The organism is Nonlabens sp. SCSIO 43208 (genome assembly GCF_050703575.1).
GTDB classification, from domain to species: Bacteria; Bacteroidota; Bacteroidia; order Flavobacteriales; family Flavobacteriaceae; genus Nonlabens; species Nonlabens tegetincola.
Genome location: NZ_CP065365.1, coordinates 229933 through 248837, shown reverse-complemented (window position 1 = coordinate 248837; position 18905 = coordinate 229933). Strand labels below are relative to the sequence as shown.

The window sequence follows — 18905 nt, the reverse complement described above, 5'->3', positions numbered from 1 at the left end:
TATGCTTTACTATTTATTCAAATACCTGGAAGAACAATTTCAATTGCCTGGAGCATCGCTGTTTGAGTTTATCACATTTAGGGCGGCGATAGCATTCATGATGTCTCTAGGTTTCTCAACTATATATGGAAAGCGTATAATCAACTATTTACGTAATCAACAAGTAGGTGAAACAGTTCGCGATCTAGGCTTACAAGGTCAAGCGCAAAAGGCAGGTACACCTACCATGGGTGGAATAATCATAATATTAGCGACTCTGATCCCGGTTCTGTTATTGTGCCAACTTGATAACATCTATGTAGTTCTTTTAATCATTACCACGCTTTGGATGGGAATGATTGGATTTGCAGATGATTATATCAAGGTTTTCAAGAAAGACAAAGGTGGTTTAAAAGGTAAATTTAAAGTAGTCGGTCAAGTAGGGTTAGGAATTATTGTAGGTGCCATCATGTATTTTCATCCAGGGATAACCATAAAAGAAGAATTAAAGACTGAAAAGTATACCCAGCAAAGAGTGGAAGGTAATATTCCTATTCAATTTGAAGCAGCAAAAAAATCCACTAAAACAACGATACCTTTTACTAAAAACAATGAACTAGATTATAGTGAATTGATCACGTGGATTGATGATGACCTAGCCTCATGGGCGTGGCTCATTTTTATCCCTATAGTCGTTGTAATTGTAACCGCTGTGTCTAATGGTGCAAACCTTACTGACGGTATTGATGGATTAGCCGCAGGTACAAGTGCTATCGCCGTAATTACCCTAGCTTTATTTGCATGGATATCTGGGAATATTATATTTTCAGATTACTTAAATGTCATGTATATACCCAACTCTGGTGAGATGGTGGTATTTATAACTGCTTTTGCAGGTGCGCTTGTAGGATTTTTATGGTACAACACCTATCCAGCCCAAGTTTTTATGGGAGACACAGGTAGCTTAACTATAGGTGGAATCATAGCTGTTCTGGCTATTGCAACTCGTAAAGAATTGCTCATTCCTATTTTATGTGGTGTTTTTCTTATGGAAAATTTATCTGTAATGATGCAGGTAAGTTGGTTCAAATACACAAAGAAAAAATACGGAGAAGGTCGTAGAATATTTCTTATGTCACCATTGCACCATCATTATCAAAAAAGAGGAATTCATGAGAGTAAAATAGTAGTTAGGTTTTGGGTAGTAGGAATTTTACTAGCCATCATCAGTATTGTAACACTTAAGGTTCGTTAATGAATAGTGAAACTAACATATCAAAGAAAGTGGTAGTGCTTGGTGGTGGAGTCAGTGGTTTAGGAGCTGCTGTTCTTGCTGCTAGTCGTGGCTATGATGTGTTTTTAAGCGATAGAGCTGTTGTGAATGACGCTTTCGCGAAAGCGTTAAATGAATACGGCATATCTTATGAATCAGGTGCTCATACACTAGAAAAATTAATCGAGGCAGATGTGATAATTAAAAGTCCAGGAATACCTGATCACATTGACTTGATTAAACAATTAAAACAAGCAGGTATAGAAATCATTTCTGAAATTGAATTTGCTTTTAGAGAAGAACTAGAAGTTCCTGTAATTGCTATTACAGGTAGTAATGGAAAAACTACGACAACTTCCATAATGAGCTATTTGCTAGAAACTGCACAGGTAAATGCAACAACCGGTGGCAATATCGGTGAGAGCTATGCCTTGCAAGTTGCTCAAAAACCAGCTAATCATCGCTTGTTAGAGGTAAGTAGTTTCCAATTAGATGGTTGTTATGAGTTTGCACCACACATCGCCATACTACTCAATATTACACCTGATCATTTAGATCGTTACGATTACCAGTTTGAAAACTATATAGATAGTAAGATGAGAATTGCTCAATCACAAAAAGCTAGCGATTACTTCATCTACAACGCCGATGACCAAGCAATAACCCAGGCTTTAAAAAATAAAGATATAAAAGCACAGTTAGTGCCGTTCTCTATGACTCAGGAACTGAAGAATGGAGCTTTTATAAAAGATAATCAAATTATTATAACCCTTAACAACACCCTTTTCACCATGCCTATACAGGAACTAGCATTAAAAGGAAAACACAACACTGCCAATACTATGGCAGCTGCCACCGCGGCAACACTTTTGAAAATAAGAAAGGAGACTATACGTCAAAGCCTACAGTCTTTTAAAGGTGTAGAGCATCGATTAGAAAATGTTCTTAAAATCAATAAAGTTCAATATATCAATGATAGTAAAGCTACCAATGTAAATGCAACTTATTTTGCGTTAGACAGTATGGAGCATCCTACAGTTTGGATTGTAGGTGGAGTTGATAAAGGAAATAATTACAGCGATTTGTATGAGTTAGTAAATCGTAAAGTAAAGGCGATTGTTTGCTTAGGAATTGACAATGGCAAAATCATAGAAAACTTTGCAAAATGTGTTGATACAGTAGTTGAAACATCATCCATGGAAGATGCTGTTCGAGTAGCTTATAGATTGGCCAAAGCAGGTGATAATGTATTGTTAAGTCCAGCTTGTGCCAGCTTTGATTTATTTGAAAACTACGAGGACAGAGGAAGACAATTTAAAGCAGCAGTTAGAAACTTATAATATTGAAATTAAGTAGATACATATCAGGAGATCTGTTTCTTTGGTCGCTCATAGTGGCATTACTGGTGTTTTCTATTATTCCGGTCTATAGCGCTAGTGCAAATTTGGCCTATCTAGGAAAGGGAACTGGTGATACCAGTCGTTTCCTTATACGCCATCTTGGACATATCATAATGGGATTAATAGCCATGTGGGCAGTTCATAAAACTCCATATAGATTGTTTAATGGATTAAGTGTATTACTTATATATCCTGCTATAGTTTTATTAGTAATAACTGCATTACAAGGAACAACCATGGGTGGTGCAAATGCTTCTAGGTGGATTACAATTCCAGGTATTGGAATGCAGTTGCAAACTAGCACCTTGGTATTTGTTATTCTTATGGTATATGTTGCAAAGTACCTTTCAAACATAGCTCACAAGACTATTACATTTAAACAAAGTTTACTGCCATTGTGGTTACCAGTTGGACTCACTTTGTTGTTTGTGTTACCATCTAATTTCTCTACTACCGCACTTATATTCATTATGGTGCTGGCACTGTGTTTCATTGGAGGATATCCCTGGAAATACTTACTAGGTATTATAGGTGTGGGAATTGTGTCGCTTTCTCTTTTTATTCTAACCGCCAAAGCTTTTCCAGATCTTTTTCCAAACCGTGTAGACACTTGGATCTCGCGTATCGAGAATTTTAGTGGTTCTGGAACGGCCGATACTAATTACCAAACAGAACGTGCACTTGCAGCCATTTCTGAAGGTGGCATACCAGGAGTTGGTCCAGGGAAAAGTATGTTGAGACCTTTTTTACCTCAGTCAAGTAGTGATTTTATCTATGCAATTATTATCGAGGAATTCGGTTTTATTGGTGCTTTTGGTATTGTGATTATGTATTTATTAATTCTATTTAGGCTGGTTGTAATCACTAAAAAAGCAAAGGATATTTTTGGTCGATTGGTGGTGATAGGTGTTGGCTTTCCAATAATTTTTCAAGCCTGTATTAATATGGCCGTTGCCGTTAATTTGATGCCTGTAACAGGTCAAACTCTTCCGTTTATAAGTAGTGGTGGAACGTCAATATTAATGAGTTGCCTAGCTATGGGAATAGTATTGAGTGTGAGTGCAAGTAAAGATGTAAAAGAACCTCTTGAAGAAACCAAAGAGGAAGATATGAACCCTTTAGATGTATTAAGTGAAACCATATAGAATTATCATATCAGGCGGTGGTACCGGTGGTCATATTTATCCAGCTATATCTATTGCAAATGAATGCAAGAGAAGATGGCCAGATTGTGAAATACTTTTTGTAGGAGCACGTGATCGCATGGAAATGGAAAAAGTTCCAGCAGCCGGGTTTCCTATAAAAGGATTGTGGATAAGTGGATTGCAGCGCAGTCTAAGTCTTAAAAACATTGCATTCCCATTTAAGGTTGTAAAAAGCTTAATAGATGCTGGTCGCATCATAAATAATTTTAAACCAGATATCGCAATAGGTACAGGTGGTTATGCTAGTGGTCCCTTGTTGTTTAAGGCAAATCAAAAAGGAATTCCTACGCTAATTCAAGAACAAAATTCTTTTCCAGGAATAACCAATAAACTACTATCAAAAAAAGTTAAACGCATTTGTGTAGCGAGTAAAGGTCTAGAGCGTTTTTTTCCTAAAGATAAAATGGTTATGACTGGCAACCCAGTTAGACAAGATTTATTGGATATTACCAGTAAAAAACAACAAGCCATAGAGTTTTTTGGTTTAGATGAAAATAAAAAAACCTTATTAGTTTTAGGAGGTAGTCTTGGTGCTAGGCGTATAAATCAACTTATAGAAGAAAACAGCGCACAATTGCTCAAGGATGTTCAAATTATCTGGCAATGCGGTAAGTTTTATTATACAACCTACAAGGCTAAAGAGCAAAAACAACTGCAAGTAAAAGCATTCTTGGAAAGAATGGATCTTGCATATGCTGCGGCAGATTTTATTATTTCACGATCTGGAGCAGGCACCATATCAGAACTTTGTATAGTAGGTAAACCGGTCATTTTTATTCCTTCTCCGCACGTTGCTGAAGATCATCAAACGAAAAATGCACAAGCTATTGTTCAAGAAAATGCTGCTGTGATGATTAAGGAATCTGATCTGGAGCAAAATTTCATGACCCTTTGGAAAGGGCTTATACAGGATTTTCAAAAACAAGAAACCTTAAGTAAAAATATTAAGAAGCTAGCCTTGCCCCAAGCTACTAGTCATATTGTAAATGAAATCGAACAGTTGTTGAATGAGTAATCTAGATCACATATCACATTGTTATTTCATCGGTATTGGTGGTATAGGGATGAGTGCACTAGCGCGCTACCTTAAACAAGCAGGTAAAAATGTTGCTGGTTACGATAAAACGCCATCAGCGCTTACAGAGCAATTAGTCAGTGAAGGGATTAATATCCATTATCAAGATGACTATGATAGCATCCCAGCACAGTATAAGGATATCAATAATGCGCAAGTGATTTATACACCTGCGATACCAGTAGATTTTGGAGAATTAGTTCGCTTTCGCGAAAGCGGAATAACCATACTTAAACGAGCGCAACTACTCGGGCAAATATCTAAAACCATGACATGTCTAGCAGTAGCAGGGACTCATGGAAAAACTACAACAAGTGCAATTCTTACACACCTGCTTTATGAAAGTGGAGTTCCTATGACTGCTTTTTGTGGTGGCATAATTGAAAAGTATAATACTAATTATATCCACACTGGAAATGAGGTAATGGTCGTAGAGGCTGATGAATTTGACCGAAGCTTTATGAACTTGCAGCCTGAAATTGCTGGTGTTACAGCTATGGATGCAGATCATCTTGATATATATGGAGATGTTGAGGAGTTTGAAAAAACCTTTGAAGACTTTGCCGCATTAGTTCCACAAGGAAATTTATTGACTACTGAAGTGGTTTCGTTACCAGGTAAAAAAGTGGGATTCAACAATGGAGATTATCAAATCTTGAATTATAGAATTCAAGATGAATCTTATTATTTTGATTTCAAAACACCTAATCAACTTTTCAAGAATATAAAATGGAATTTACCTGGTAAGCACAACCTGTCAAATGCTACTCTTGCTATGTCAATGGCGTTAGAGTATGGAGTGCAACCAGAAAAATTAATAAAAGCGCTTGGCACTTTCCCTGGAGTTGACAGGCGCTTTACATACAGATTAAATAGTAATGAGCTAGTGTTAATAGATGATTATGCCCATCATCCTACAGAGATAAATGCTGTTTTTCAAGCGGTAAGTGAATTATATCCGGATGAGGAAAAACTAGTGGTTTTTCAACCGCATTTGTATTCTCGTACCAAAGACTTTATGGATGATTTTGCGCGCAGTTTGGCGCAGTTTGATCAGGTATACTTGTTGGATATTTATCCGGCAAGAGAACTTCCTATTCCCGGTATAACATCTCAATCTCTTCAAAACAGGATTGAGAAAATAACCTCTGGGATAACAAGTATGGTAACAAAGGATCAGTTAGAAAACGAGTTACATAGAAGTAATAAAAGAATAATCTGTATGCTAGGAGCAGGAGATATAGGAGTTGAAATCAAAAAAATAGCAGCAAAATGGGTAAAATAAAACCTTACATAAATGCGATCTTATTGGTTGTGGCTATTGTGCTGGTTTTCAGTTTATATGCTTTTGGGGCTGTGAGGCATAAAAATAGGGAGATAAAGGATGTAACCATCACATTTACAGATTATAGTAGCCCTTTAATTTCTGAAGAAAACGTTAATAAATTGTTGATACAAAATCAGGACAGTATAGATTATCTCACGATAGAAAAACTAGCTTTACAAGAGAGTGAAAAGCGTCTTGATAAAAACTCAATGATTAGAAAGGCTGAGGTTTCCATGTCAATTGATGGTGAAATAAACGCAGTAATTGAACAACGAGTGCCTATAGCGCGCATCATTGGAAAGAAGTCTGGATATCTAGACGAGGATAATAAATGGATGCCATTGTCTGATGAATATGCAGTACGTGTGCCTGTAATTTTTGGATATGAAAGTGACTTTCAAAATGATGTTTTTGAATTAGTTTCCTTTATAAGAAAAGATAAGTGGTTACAAAAGGTTATTGCAGCAATTGAACTAAATAAAGGAAATGTAAAGTTGAAACCTAGGGCAATGAAGCATAAAATAAACCTGGGTAAAATTGATAAACTAGAGCATAAGTTCATTAATTATAAAGCCTTTATAGCCAAGGCTGAAAAAGATAAAACGCTAGAAAGTATAAATACTGTTGACCTAAGATTTAATAATCAGGTGGTTGTTATAAAATAAAAAAGGGGAAGAAATGGAAGCACAAGAATATGCAGTAGGACTAGACATCGGTACCACAAAAATTGTGGCAATGATTGGTCGTAAAAATGAATATGGTAAGCTCGAGATTCTAGGTGTAGGAAAATCAAAAAGTTTAGGTGTACATCGTGGTGTTGTAAACAACATTACTCAAACAATTACATCTATACAGCAAGCAGTTCAACAAGCTGAAACCGTAAGCGGTATTAAAATTGAAAATGTAACAGTAGGAATAGCAGGTCAACATATACGCAGTTTACAACACAGCGATTATATTACTCGACAGGATAGTGAATCCGTAATAAATGAAACTGATATTACAAACCTTTGCAATCAAGTACACAAACTAGTGATGCTGCCTGGAGAAGAAATTATACATGTTCTACCACAAGAATATAAAATAGATGGTCAAAGCGATGTACAAGAACCATGCGGTATGTACGGTGGTAGATTAGAAGCCAATTTTCATGTAGTAGTAGGGCAAATTGCCTCAATAAGAAATATTGGTAGATGTATAAAAAGCGCTGGACTGGAACTTAAAAATCTAACTCTAGAACCACTCGCTAGTGCTGATGCTGTTCTGGGAAGTGATGAAAAGGAAGCTGGAGTAGCTTTAATCGATATAGGTGGTGGAACAACTGATCTGGCCATCTTTAAAGATGGAATCATTCGTCATACAGCAGTAATACCACAAGGAGGAAATATCATTACTGAAGACATAAAAGCTGGGTGCTCAATTATAGAAAAGCAGGCAGAATTACTTAAAACAAAATTTGGTAGCGCCTGGCCAGGAGAAAATAAAGACAATGAGATTGTTTCTATTCCTGGATTAAGAGGTAGAGAACCCAAGGAGATTACGCTTAAAAACCTAAGTAAAATAATTCACTCGCGAGTGGTTGAGATATTAGAATCCGTTTTTATGGAAATCAAAAACTACGGTTTTGACCAACCTAAAAAACAACTTATCGCAGGAATAGTACTTACAGGTGGTGGTAGTCAATTAAAGCATATAAAACAACTTACCGAGTATGTTACAGGAATGCCTACTCGTATAGGCTACCCTAATGAACATCTGGCAGGTGATAGCGATAAGGAAAACACAAGTCCGATTTTTGCCACAGCTGTTGGTCTGGTAATGAAAGGCCTTCAAGAGCTTGAGGTTATTGAAGAAGAGGAAGAGATAATAGAAGAAGTAGCACCAGTAGTACAACAGGTACAACCTGAATCGACTACAGAGGTTGAGGAAGAAGAAGTTCCACAACCTAAAGAAAAACCACAGAAAAAACCATCTAACAACTTCTTTTCAAACTGGGTAAAATCAGTAAAAGAGTTTATAGATAACGCAGAATAAAAGAGAAAGAACAAAATTTAAAGTAGCATAAATGAGTATGGAAGTAGGAAGCGATTTATCCTTTGACTTACCTAAGAACAAATCAAATGTAATTAAGGTAATAGGAGTAGGCGGCGGTGGAAGCAACGCCATTAAACACATGTTTCAACAAGGAATTAAAGGTGTAGATTTTGTCATTTGTAATACAGATGCTCAAGCGCTTGAGAACAGTCCTATCCCTAATAAAATACAATTAGGAGTATCCTTGACAGAAGGATTGGGTGCTGGTGCAAATCCAGAAATTGGAGAAAGAGCAGCGCAAGAATCTATTTCAGAAATTCAAAGATTGTTAGATACCAATACTAAAATGGTATTTATTACAGCGGGAATGGGTGGAGGAACAGGAACTGGTGCAGCACCTGTGATAGCTCAGGTAGCAAAGGAAATGGATATTCTTACTGTAGGTATCGTAACAACACCTTTCCAGTTTGAGGGAAGAATAAGAAACGAACAAGCCCAAAAAGGAATAGATAAACTTAGAAAGTCAGTTGATTCCCTGATTATTATAAACAATAACAAGCTACGAGACGTTTATGGTAATTTAGGATTTAAAGCCGGTTTTTCTAAGGCAGATGAAGTACTCGCTACTGCTTCAAGAGGTATTGCCGAGGTAATTACAAAGCACTACATCCAGAACATTGACTTGCGCGATGCAAAAACGGTACTAGTAAACTCTGGTACAGCAATAATGGGTAGTGCTCATGCTACCGGATCAAATCGTGCCCAAGAAGGAATAATTAAAGCATTGGACTCACCATTGCTTAATGATAATAAAATTACTGGTGCAAAACACGTGTTGCTACTTATCGTGTCTGGATCAGAAGAGATTACCCTTGATGAAATAAGTGAGATTAACGAGCACATACAGTCTGAAGCTGGTGGAAGCGCAAACATCATCATGGGTGTAGGTGAGGACGAAGAATTAGGAGATTCAATTGCTGTAACGGTTATCGCAACTGGCTTTAATGCTGAACAGCAAAACGAAATATCTAATACAGAAGCAAAACGCATCATTCACACCTTAGAGGAAGAGCAGCGCGCTTCACGTGTTTTAGATGAAGCTACTGATAAAGTGGTGCCAGGAAAACTGATTCTTGATTTAGAAGAAGATCATGAAGATGAAATACAGGCAGTTGATAATAACGCTTTCGCGAAAGCGGAACCAAAAAAAACAGTACAGCCATCACAACCTCAAGAACCTTTAATCATTAAACATGAATTAGGCGATGAGGATCCAGAAGACGCTATGCCAGTTATGCCAAAGTTGTTTGAAGATGAACCTAATCCTATTATCCCAACAACTGAAGTTCTTAAGAATATAGAGGTGGTGTACGAGGAAGTACTAGATGTAAAACCTCAATCACAATTAGATTTTGTTATAGAGGAAACTCCTGTTGTACAACAACCAGAAGTTGAATCAATAGATGAAGAACGCGATCAATTCTTTCTAGACTTTGACTTACCATTGTCTCAACAATTGGGTGTGGACGAGGAAAATGCGGAAGAAATTAATGCCCTAGAGGTTAATGATCCAGTGCACGTTATTCCAGTGACTGAAGTAAATGAAACGGGTGTTACTAAGTATTCACTAGACGACTACATGGAAAAAGAAGATGAGCTAGTCAATGCACAACCTGTTAAAAAAGTTGAGGAAACAAATACGGTGATAGAACCGGAACTAGAAATAGTTGCCAAAACAGTGCAAGCACCAGCTGAAGATGTGGAGTCAAGTATGGAAATTGACGAAGAAATTGATCCTACTGAATTACCAATAAATGAAATGTTGTTGCGTAATGCCGAAAAACGCAAACGCACCATGCATCACTTAAATTTTAAATTCAAGAGTTCGCACAGATTGGAAGAACTGGAAAAGCAACCAGCTTTTAAACGTCAAGGTGTAGAGTTAGAAGCTCCAAAAACTGACGATGGACGATCAAGAACAACCTTGAATATTGATGAAAATGATGAGTTACAGTTTAGATCAAGTAACAACTCGTTTTTACACGACGCGCCAGATTAAGATTTAGTTTAAAAAGTGTTTTTTACAGCGTTTGATACATCCCCAAGTATTGAGCGCTTTTTTTTGGTATTTATTAAAGGTAGTTCCCTTATCAATTTTATTATTTTTGATGCCTAAATGTAAAGTTATGAGTTTAGAGAAATCTGTAATGACGGCAATGAAAGATGCCATGAAATCAAAAGATCAAACAGCCCTTGCAGCCTTAAGAGCCGTTAAAAGTGAATTGTTACTAGCAAAAACTTCTGGCGGATCTGATACTCTTTCTGAAGAAGAAGAAATTAAGATCGTTCAAAAACTCGTTAAACAACGTAAAGACAGCGCAAGAATATTTGAAGAACAAGATCGTACAGATTTATCAGAACCAGAACTAGCGCAAGCAAAAGTACTTGAGCAATTTTTACCAGAACAACTAAGTGAAGATGAAATTGCAAAAATTGTACAGCAAGTAATTGATGAAACTGGGGCACAAGGAATGAAAGACATGGGTAAAGTAATGGGTAGATCTAACCAATTACTAGCCGGTAAAGCCGATGGCCGTACGATAAGCACAATAGTAAAAAGCAAACTAAGTTAAAGCGTTTAGCTAGACTTAAAAACTGGCCACGTAGCTCAGCTGAATAGAGCACTGGATTTCGGCTCCAGCGGTCGTAGGTTTGAATCCTACCGTGGTCACGAATAAACCAAAAAAGGTGAAAAGAAGTCGAGTTTACTCAAAATTTCTTTTCATCTTTTTCTATTTTCAACCCGGAGTTTTATCAGGATGAGCAGCAATCCTATTTAAAAGGTATTTATAGGTACTACGTCTTGATTTAAAAGACTGGATTTTCTCCTGTCAAGTTCACAATACTCCAATAACCGCGTCTAATAGGCGTGTTTTTTATGGAGTAACCTCGAGTAATTCAAGGTTTAAATAAAAGAAAATGCGGTAATCATTATAAGTGACTTATTTACAGTATAGTGCTGTTTTGATGTTAGTAATCCTATCGTAGTCAGGCTAAAGAAGACTATAACAAGATCCTAACAAGGATTATTATTTATTACTAATTCCTCAATTTGTAAGAATAGCTTTCTTGTTTAAACTCACTTAAATGAAGTATAATTATTAAAATTGTAACAAGAGTTACATAAGCAAAAGTGACCACATCTTATATTTGTTTAAAATCTGATCCAATTGAAAAAATCTGCCATATACAGTCTGTTATTCTTAAAATGTCCACGTTGTAGGCAAGGTGAATTTTTAGAGTCAAATCCCTATAAAATTTCAAATTATAATAAGGTACGAGAACATTGTCCAAAATGTAATCTTAAATATTCTATAGAGCCTAGTTTTTATTACGGTTCCATGTACGTTTCCTATGCAGTTGGGGTTGCGATAGCAGTGGCTATTTACGTTTTATTGTGGTTAGCAGGTTATGGATCTAGTCCATTAATTGCCTTTATTGCGATACTTGTAGGGTTAGTTCTTTTATTCCCATATATAGGAGCTGTTTCAAAATCTATCTGGGCACATTTTTTCTTTAAATATGATCGACAGATTGCCAAACAGGTAAAAAATGATTCAAGAACTTAATAAACATTATGGTTCTCAGTTTGAACTTGCTTTAATTGAAGAGATTAATCAAGTAGCTACCTTTATGGAGGTTGATGCAGGTGAGGACCTCATTAAACCTGGGCAATACATCAAGTCCATGCCATTATTACTAGATGGTAGCATAAAAATATTAAGACCAGATGAAGAAGGTGATGAATTATTGCTTTATCACCTTGAACGTGGTGACACTTGTGCAATGACAATGACTTGTTGTTTAGGAACCACCAAAAGTGAAATACATGCAGTTACCGAGACTTCTGTAAAACTGCTTATGATTCCAGTTGGTAAAATGGAAGAATGGTCTCGCAAGTATAGAACCTGGCGCAACTTTGTTATGAATAGTTACCATGAAAGGTTAATGGAGATGCTAGAAAGTATCGATAACATTGCCTTTAACAATATGGATGAGCGATTAGAAAACTATTTACTAGACAAGGTTAAAATACTCAATAGTAAACATATCCACATTACTCATAAAGAAATCGCGGCCGATTTACACACCAGTCGTGTTGTTATCTCTAGATTACTTAAAAAAACGGAGAATAATTCACAGATAAAACTTCATCGCAGCTTTATTGAAATGCTGTAAAAAAGAAAACTAAATTTTAATTAATTCTCACTCCTGTAACAAGGGTTACATAAATACATAATTACCCATTTTACTTTTGATTTCAAAATCAATACACTATGGAGTTAATGGATGTTTTAGGCTATGTAGGCGCATTATTAATTGGTCTAGTTTTAGGACTTATTGGTGGTGGTGGCTCCATTCTTACCGTTCCCATTTTAGTATATGCATTATCCCTTAATCCTGTAATTGCAACGGCCTATTCATTATTTGTCGTAGGTACCACTGCCCTTGTAGGTGCTGTAAGAAACATTTTTAAAGGAATGGTAGATTTTAAAACAGCGATAATATTTGCTATACCTGCATTTATTGCGGTCTACCTTACACGAGCTTATTTAATACCAGCTATTCCCGTACAGTTATTTAGTGTGGGAACATTTATCGTTTCTAAAAATCTTGCGATAATGCTGTTTTTTGCCATAATAATGCTGGTCGCTTCAATTTCAATGATACGTAACAAGCGCAATGAACATCACGGCGATAAAGAGGTTTCTTATAACTATCCTTTAATTGTGTTAGAAGGATCTGTTGTTGGAGTACTTACAGGAATTGTAGGCGCTGGTGGTGGATTTCTAATAATTCCAGCTTTGGTATTACTGGCCAGATTGCCTATGAAAAAAGCGGTAGCTACCTCATTATTAATTATTGCTATAAAGTCACTGATTGGTTTTATAGGAGATGTTCAAAACCTAGACATCAATTGGTTATTCTTACTCAGCTTTACTTCAGTTTCCGTAGTTGGAATATTTATTGGGATCTGGCTCAATAAATTCATTGATGGTAAACGATTAAAAACAGCTTTTGGGTGGTTTGTTCTAATCATGGGAATATATATTATTTATAAAGAGGTGTCTATGTAATAAATGTTACCGTAAATGATGAGATGCTTATTTAATTTTAAATCAAATAAGAAATAATTCCGCTTTCGCGAAAGCGTGCTCTTTCAACAAACTGGAATTAGTGTATTATAATTTAAGCAAAAAAAAGATTATGAAAATAGAACAGATTTATACCGGATGTCTAGCGCAAGGAGCCTATTATATTGAAAGTAATGGTGAGGTAGCTATTATTGATCCATTACGAGAGGTTCAACCCTATATAGATCGTGCAAAAAAGGATGGAGCAACAATAAAATATATTTTTGAAACCCATTTCCATGCCGATTTTGTGAGTGGTCATGTTACACTTTCTCAAAAAACAGGTGCTCCTATCGTTTATGGCCCAAATGCCAATCCAGATTTTGAGGCGATTATCGCCCAAGACAATCAGGAGTTTTCTTTAGGAGAAATAACTTTTGTCGTGTTGCATACTCCAGGACACACTATGGAAAGCACGACCTTTCTTCTAAGAGATAAAAATGGAAAAGATCATGCGATTTTTACCGGTGATACCTTGTTTCTAGGAGATGTCGGAAGACCAGATCTAGCACAAAAGGCAGCAAATATGACACAAGAGGAACTTGCTGGAACCTTATATGAAAGTTTGCGTAACAAGATCATGCCACTAGCCGATGATGTCATAGTTTATCCTGCTCATGGCGCAGGAAGTGCTTGTGGTAAAAATATGATGAAGGAAACTGTAGACTCACTAGGTAATCAAAAAGCAGTTAATTATGCTTTGAGATCAGATATGACCAAAGAGGAATTTATTAAAGAGGTGACTGATGGATTATTACCACCACCAGCTTATTTTCCTCTTAATGTAAAAATGAATAAAGAAGGTTATAAAAATATAGAAGAAATAATAGCTCAAGGTGAAACTGCGCTCACTCCTGATGAATTTGAAGCTGCTGCAAATGAATCAGGTGCTTTAATGCTCGATGTTCGACATCAAAGTGAATTTGCTGTTGGGCACGTTCCAGGATCAATATTCATAGGGCTTGATGGTAGTTTTGCTCCATGGGTGGGAGACCTTGTTAAAGATGTGCATCAACCTATACTTTTAATCGCCGATGAAGAACGAATTGAAGAAGCAATAACAAGACTATCTCGAGTAGGTTTTGATAACACAATTGGATATTTAAAAGGAAGTTTTGCTGCGTGGAAAAAGGCTAGCAAAGAATACGATACAGTAAGTTCCATACCTGCATCTCAATTTAAAGCTAAGCTTGAAAATGATAAACCTGAAATTTTTGATGTAAGGAAACCAGGTGAATATCAAAGTGAACATGTAATTGATGCACAACACACACCTCTAAGTGAATTAAATAATTATTTATCAGAATTTCCTGATGATAAAACATTTTATATCCATTGTGCAGGTGGATACCGCAGCATGATAGCTGCATCCATTTTAAAGAGTAGAGGAATTCATAATCTAATCGATATTCAAGGCGGCTATAAAGCTATTAAAGAAGCAGGAGTATCGACAACTAATTATGTGTGTCCATCTACTTTGAAATAGTTTATAATTTAGGTTGGTTAAGTTGATAAAGCGTCTGGAAACAGACGCTTTTTCTATTTAGAAATAAAGTCGCTTTGTTTAGCAAAAAAGGCTTCGCAACATATAGGTATTCTTTAGATTTGTAAATTATCGATTCTATATTTTGAAGATATACAACTTACTTTATGTTATTATAGCCTTGTCCAGTAATCTAATCTTTGGACAACAGGAAGTATATCATCACTTCTCTAGAAATGATCAATTACCCGATGCTACTTTTTACGATATTATTGAAGATGATCATTTTAATATATGGCTAGCTGCAGACAGTGGCTTGTATAAATATAACGGCAAGCAGTTTATTCTATATACACATCCAGACCAACATGGTGATGCAGTGTTTAATCTGACCCTGGATCACAAGGGACGTTTGTGGTTCAACAATATATACGGCCAATTTTTCTATGTTGAAAATGAACAAATGAAGCTTTTTCATGATGCACATGACATAGTAAACGGTCAGTTAGTCCCCTTCAGCGTAGATGAGGACAATGTAATAATCTATAATCGATCTGGTGGGATTTATCACATTTCTAAAAGCTCTAAAGAGAAAACCCTGCAACGCAAGGACAGAGTACTTACTACGACCTCAAGAGGAGAGGAAATATGGCATTTAGATATACCCATAGATGATTCTACCGACCAAATACATAAAATTATTATAGAGTCAAATAATGAGTCTACGGTGGTCGATGAATTTAATCGTGAAGATGTCGTTGCTCCATCTTTATTTGAAGCTAATAACAGCATTTTCCTGACCTACAAATTGAAAGGTGGCAACAAACTTTATACTATAGATAAGGATCAGCCTTTAAAAGAAATATCAATTCCTGAAACCATTCAGAAATTAAATATATACAACATAACAGGTCATCACAATGAATTATGGCTTTGTACCAGTGATGGTATTTGGGTCTGCAAAAAGAAGGGACAAACGTTAGAAATTTTTGATCAATTGCTCGAGTCCCAATCAATTTCAGAAGTAATTACAGATTTCAACAAAAATCAATGGGCGACCACCTTAGACAATGGAATTTTTGTAATCCCGAACAAAGAAGTTACACGAAAATCCTTACCTGAAGGTAAACAAAAAATTACTGCGGTTACAAAAGTAGGCGATGATCATTTCGCTTTGGGAACTGATGTTGGTACACTTTATTTATATAATACCGACCTTTCATTAAAACATAAATTAGATCTCAATGATAAGAACAACATAAGCTTCTTGTATCACGACACTACTGAGCATACCCTGCTCATCAGTATTTCAAGTAATTTATCCTACAAACTGGATCTCGACACCTTTAAGCTTACCGCTTTAAAATCTGTGTTCAACTCTGCAAAAAGCATTGAGCGTTTGAATGATCAGTTTCTGTTTTATGGAAACTTCAAAGAGGCCTTACTCTATGATTCCAGCTTAATTAAAGAAAATGCAATTCTCATCAGAAAAAATCGTGTGAAAGATGCTTTAGTCATAGATGAGAACAAGCTTTTGATATCATTTGTAGATGGATTGTATTTATATAACCTAGCCTCTTCAACATTGAGGGAAATTAAATATGGTAATGAATCCGTATTTGCTACTTCCTTAAGCAAGATTGATGATGAGATCTGGGTAGGCATTAAGGATAATAAAGTTTTGAAAAGTGTGATAATAGATGATGGATTACGCTTTCGCGAAAGCGTAAATCTAAATCTTTCAAAAAATAAAAATCAAACTTCAACCTCATTAACTAAACTGAGATCAGATCAGCAACATCTATGGATGCTCAATGAAGGAGTCATAACTCGCTATGATCTCACCGATGATTCTGTGCAAGAATTTAATGGTCAGATGGGGATGAATGAACTTATAAACGAGTACCTACTATATGATGATCTAATAATTTCTACTTCTATTCAAGCTTTATACCGCATTCCTAAGTATGCGTTCACACAAGCGCTCAAAACTGCACCTATCGAAATTACAGATGTAAAAATCAATAGTTTATCGCTTGAGTTAAAGGAAAACTACAATCTAAAGCACGATAGGAATAATATTTCCATTGCCTTCAATTCAAACGGTTTTCAATCTCGAGAGTATGTAGCCTATGAATACCAACTCGTTGAAAGCAACAAACAATGGATATCCATTCCCGTAGGAAACACTCAGGTTGATTTTGCAAGCCTTTCACCGGGAACCTACAACTTTAAGTTGAGGGGAAAAAACTGTAAATCAGATGTTTATAAATATGCTGGTCCGGTGACGTTTTCCATTGAACCACCCTTCTGGCAAACACCGTGGTTTTATTTTTTAATTGCAGTAGGGATCGCTGGAGCTACCTTTTTTATCTTGAAACAATTACAAAAGAGAAAAAATAAACAACGTAAAATAGAGATTGATCGATTGTTGCTGGAGAAGAAAATGGCAAGTCTCAAGCTTGAGAACATTAGGTCTCAAATGAATCCGCATTTTGTTTTTAACTCACTCAATTCCATCCAAGATTTTATAGTTTCTAATGAACGGGAACTAGCCAGTGATTATCTTGTTAAATTTAGTAGGCTTATAAGAAAGTACCTAGATTATAGTCAGCAAGATGAAATTACTTTAGGACAGGAGATAGCTGCGCTCAAACTCTATTTAGAATTAGAGAAAATGCGATTTGACGATGAGCTTGATTATTCTATTAAAATAGATGATACTTTAAATATTGAGCATATAATGATTCCATCATTACTGGTTCAACCTTATGTAGAAAACGCTTTGAAACATGGTCTTATGCATAAACCTAGTAATCGTAAGTTAATGATCGACTGCGGCGTTATTAAAAATGAGAAAATCTTAAGCATCAAAATTGAAGACAATGGTATAGGCAGGCAACAGTCTGCATTGCTTAATAAGAATAGAGGAAGGTCACATACATCGTTTTCTACCGCTGTAAATAACGAAAGAGCCTTACTTTACAAGGAGCAATTTAATAAACCGGTAGATATTGTAATTGAGGATTTAGTAAATGACGGACAAGCTTCAGGTACTAGAGTGACCATTACTTTACCTTTAAATTAGATTATATGCAAGCTATAATAATTGACGACGAAAAACGTGCTAGGCATTTATTGACTACGTTAATACGAGATCATATCAATGAGCTCCATGTCGTTGCCGAGGCCTCAAACCTTAAAGATGGAGTGACAGCTATAAAAGAATTGAAGCCAGATATTGTTTTTCTAGATATAGAAATGCCAGGCGAGACTGGTCTGGAAATCATGAATTATTTCAAAGACGATGAAATAGCCTTTCAAATCATTTTTGTTACTGCTTATAACCAGTATGCCGTTGATGCCTTTCGTATGAATGCGATAGATTATTTATTAAAACCTATAGCTGTTGATGAATTGAAGTCCGCTTTCGCGAAAGCGAAACAACAACAATCCTCACAACAAATAAGTGAGCAAATAGAACGTCTAAGACAGTCTGTTCAACAGTTGTCAATGGATAAAATTGTAATGGAAATCCCACGAGGATATCTTTTTACCTCTCATAACGATATCATCTATTTAGAGGCAGATGGCATGTATACTAATGTGTATATGATTAATGGTAAACGTAATGTTATTTGTAAGCCATTAAAGCATTTTGTTGAACAATTAGAAGGCAATAAATTGTTTTTTAAATGTCATAGGTCCTATATGATAAATTTAAAGCACATCAGTGAACTTGTCAAGCATGATGGGGATTACATAGTCATGGATGATAAAAAACAAATACCTATTTCTCGTTCAAAAAGAGACCAGTTTTTAACAGCGATACAAGAAACCTTTTTGTAGGAACCGTTTAGAAAAAAACTAAACGGTTACAGAAAAGTGGAGATGAACTAGCTGTTTTTACCTTGTTCATTTGCAGTATTAATAA

15 protein-coding genes and 1 tRNA gene are annotated in these 18905 nt (G+C 35.9%); all 16 read left to right on the top strand.

Features of this window, described 5'->3' with window-relative positions; all coding sequences use genetic code 11:
- Nucleotide 1: 1 nt before the first annotated feature.
- The 16 genes from mraY to I5168_RS01195 all read left to right on the top strand — a co-directional run bounded on the left by mraY (nucleotide 2) and on the right by I5168_RS01195 (nucleotide 18820).
- A complete protein-coding gene (gene mraY, locus I5168_RS01270) occupies nucleotides 2–1234 on the top strand; it encodes a phospho-N-acetylmuramoyl-pentapeptide-transferase (protein ID WP_042279912.1) in 1233 nt (410 codons plus the stop codon).
- Complete coding sequence (gene murD, locus I5168_RS01265; protein WP_431472216.1) at nucleotides 1234–2592, top strand: UDP-N-acetylmuramoyl-L-alanine--D-glutamate ligase; 1359 nt, start codon at nucleotides 1234–1236, stop codon at nucleotides 2590–2592. Before mraY ends, murD begins: the two co-directional genes overlap by 1 nt.
- The gene (locus I5168_RS01260) at nucleotides 2592–3797 is read left to right on the top strand and encodes an FtsW/RodA/SpoVE family cell cycle protein (protein ID WP_431472773.1); all 1206 of its coding nucleotides are present in this window, start codon (nucleotides 2592–2594) and stop codon (nucleotides 3795–3797) included. The genes murD and I5168_RS01260 overlap by 1 nt, the downstream gene beginning before the upstream one ends.
- A complete protein-coding gene (murG, locus tag I5168_RS01255; RefSeq protein WP_431472215.1) occupies nucleotides 3784–4872 on the top strand; it encodes an undecaprenyldiphospho-muramoylpentapeptide beta-N-acetylglucosaminyltransferase in 1089 nt (362 codons plus the stop codon). The genes I5168_RS01260 and murG overlap by 14 nt, the downstream gene beginning before the upstream one ends.
- Nucleotides 4865–6217, top strand: a complete 1353-nt coding sequence (gene murC / locus I5168_RS01250; RefSeq protein ID WP_431472214.1) for a UDP-N-acetylmuramate--L-alanine ligase — start codon at nucleotides 4865–4867, stop codon at nucleotides 6215–6217. The genes murG and murC overlap by 8 nt, the downstream gene beginning before the upstream one ends.
- Nucleotides 6205–6924, top strand: coding sequence for a cell division protein FtsQ/DivIB (locus I5168_RS01245; RefSeq protein ID WP_431472213.1), 720 nt, complete (start codon nucleotides 6205–6207; stop codon nucleotides 6922–6924). The genes murC and I5168_RS01245 overlap by 13 nt, the downstream gene beginning before the upstream one ends.
- 13 nt (nucleotides 6925–6937) lie before the next feature.
- Nucleotides 6938–8293 (top strand): cell division protein FtsA, encoded by a 1356-nt coding sequence (ftsA, locus tag I5168_RS01240; protein WP_431472212.1) that lies wholly within the window; start codon nucleotides 6938–6940, stop codon nucleotides 8291–8293.
- Between the two features lie 31 nt (nucleotides 8294–8324).
- On the top strand, nucleotides 8325–10352 hold the full coding sequence (gene ftsZ / locus I5168_RS01235) for a cell division protein FtsZ (protein ID WP_431472211.1): 2028 nt from the start codon (nucleotides 8325–8327) through the stop codon (nucleotides 10350–10352).
- A gap of 127 nt (nucleotides 10353–10479) precedes the next feature.
- Nucleotides 10480–10926: a GatB/YqeY domain-containing protein gene (locus I5168_RS01230; protein WP_060523132.1), complete on the top strand. Its 447-nt coding sequence runs from the start codon at nucleotides 10480–10482 to the stop codon at nucleotides 10924–10926.
- 24 nt (nucleotides 10927–10950) lie between these two features.
- Nucleotides 10951–11024: transfer RNA gene (locus tag I5168_RS01225), tRNA-Arg, on the top strand.
- 499 nt (nucleotides 11025–11523) lie between these two features.
- Nucleotides 11524–11922 carry a DUF983 domain-containing protein gene (locus I5168_RS01220; RefSeq protein WP_235784008.1) on the top strand — a complete coding sequence of 133 codons (399 nt, stop codon included), beginning with the start codon at nucleotides 11524–11526 and terminating at the stop codon, nucleotides 11920–11922.
- Complete coding sequence (locus I5168_RS01215; protein WP_431472210.1) at nucleotides 11906–12532, top strand: Crp/Fnr family transcriptional regulator; 627 nt, start codon at nucleotides 11906–11908, stop codon at nucleotides 12530–12532. Before I5168_RS01220 ends, I5168_RS01215 begins: the two co-directional genes overlap by 17 nt.
- Nucleotides 12533–12630: 98 nt before the next feature.
- Entirely contained in the window at nucleotides 12631–13431 is an 801-nt protein-coding gene (locus I5168_RS01210; protein WP_431472209.1) for a sulfite exporter TauE/SafE family protein, read from the top strand.
- 130 nt (nucleotides 13432–13561) lie between these two features.
- Nucleotides 13562–14974 carry an MBL fold metallo-hydrolase gene (locus I5168_RS01205; RefSeq protein WP_431472208.1) on the top strand — a complete coding sequence of 471 codons (1413 nt, stop codon included), beginning with the start codon at nucleotides 13562–13564 and terminating at the stop codon, nucleotides 14972–14974.
- 142 nt (nucleotides 14975–15116) lie between these two features.
- Nucleotides 15117–18059 (top strand): histidine kinase, encoded by a 2943-nt coding sequence (locus I5168_RS01200; RefSeq protein WP_431472207.1) that lies wholly within the window; start codon nucleotides 15117–15119, stop codon nucleotides 18057–18059.
- Nucleotides 18060–18064: 5 nt separating this feature from the next.
- Entirely contained in the window at nucleotides 18065–18820 is a 756-nt protein-coding gene (locus I5168_RS01195; protein WP_431472206.1) for a LytR/AlgR family response regulator transcription factor, read from the top strand.
- Nucleotides 18821–18905: the final 85 nt, after the last annotated feature.

What these genes read in the sequence shown, in the direction of transcription:
- I5168_RS01230 (WP_060523132.1), top strand. Translation starts at nt 10,480, where the DNA reads ATGAGTTTAGAGAAATCTGTAATGACGGCAATGAAAGATGCCATGAAA.
- I5168_RS01195 (WP_431472206.1), top strand. Translation starts at nt 18,065, where the DNA reads ATGCAAGCTATAATAATTGACGACGAAAAACGTGCTAGGCATTTATTG.
- I5168_RS01210 (WP_431472209.1), top strand. Translation starts at nt 12,631, where the DNA reads ATGGAGTTAATGGATGTTTTAGGCTATGTAGGCGCATTATTAATTGGT.
- murD (WP_431472216.1), top strand. Translation starts at nt 1,234, where the DNA reads ATGAATAGTGAAACTAACATATCAAAGAAAGTGGTAGTGCTTGGTGGT.
- murC (WP_431472214.1), top strand. Translation starts at nt 4,865, where the DNA reads ATGAGTAATCTAGATCACATATCACATTGTTATTTCATCGGTATTGGT.
- ftsA (WP_431472212.1), top strand. Translation starts at nt 6,938, where the DNA reads ATGGAAGCACAAGAATATGCAGTAGGACTAGACATCGGTACCACAAAA.
- I5168_RS01245 (WP_431472213.1), top strand. Translation starts at nt 6,205, where the DNA reads ATGGGTAAAATAAAACCTTACATAAATGCGATCTTATTGGTTGTGGCT.
- ftsZ (WP_431472211.1), top strand. Translation starts at nt 8,325, where the DNA reads ATGAGTATGGAAGTAGGAAGCGATTTATCCTTTGACTTACCTAAGAAC.
- I5168_RS01215 (WP_431472210.1), top strand. Translation starts at nt 11,906, where the DNA reads ATGATTCAAGAACTTAATAAACATTATGGTTCTCAGTTTGAACTTGCT.
- mraY (WP_042279912.1), top strand. Translation starts at nt 2, where the DNA reads ATGCTTTACTATTTATTCAAATACCTGGAAGAACAATTTCAATTGCCT.
- I5168_RS01205 (WP_431472208.1), top strand. Translation starts at nt 13,562, where the DNA reads ATGAAAATAGAACAGATTTATACCGGATGTCTAGCGCAAGGAGCCTAT.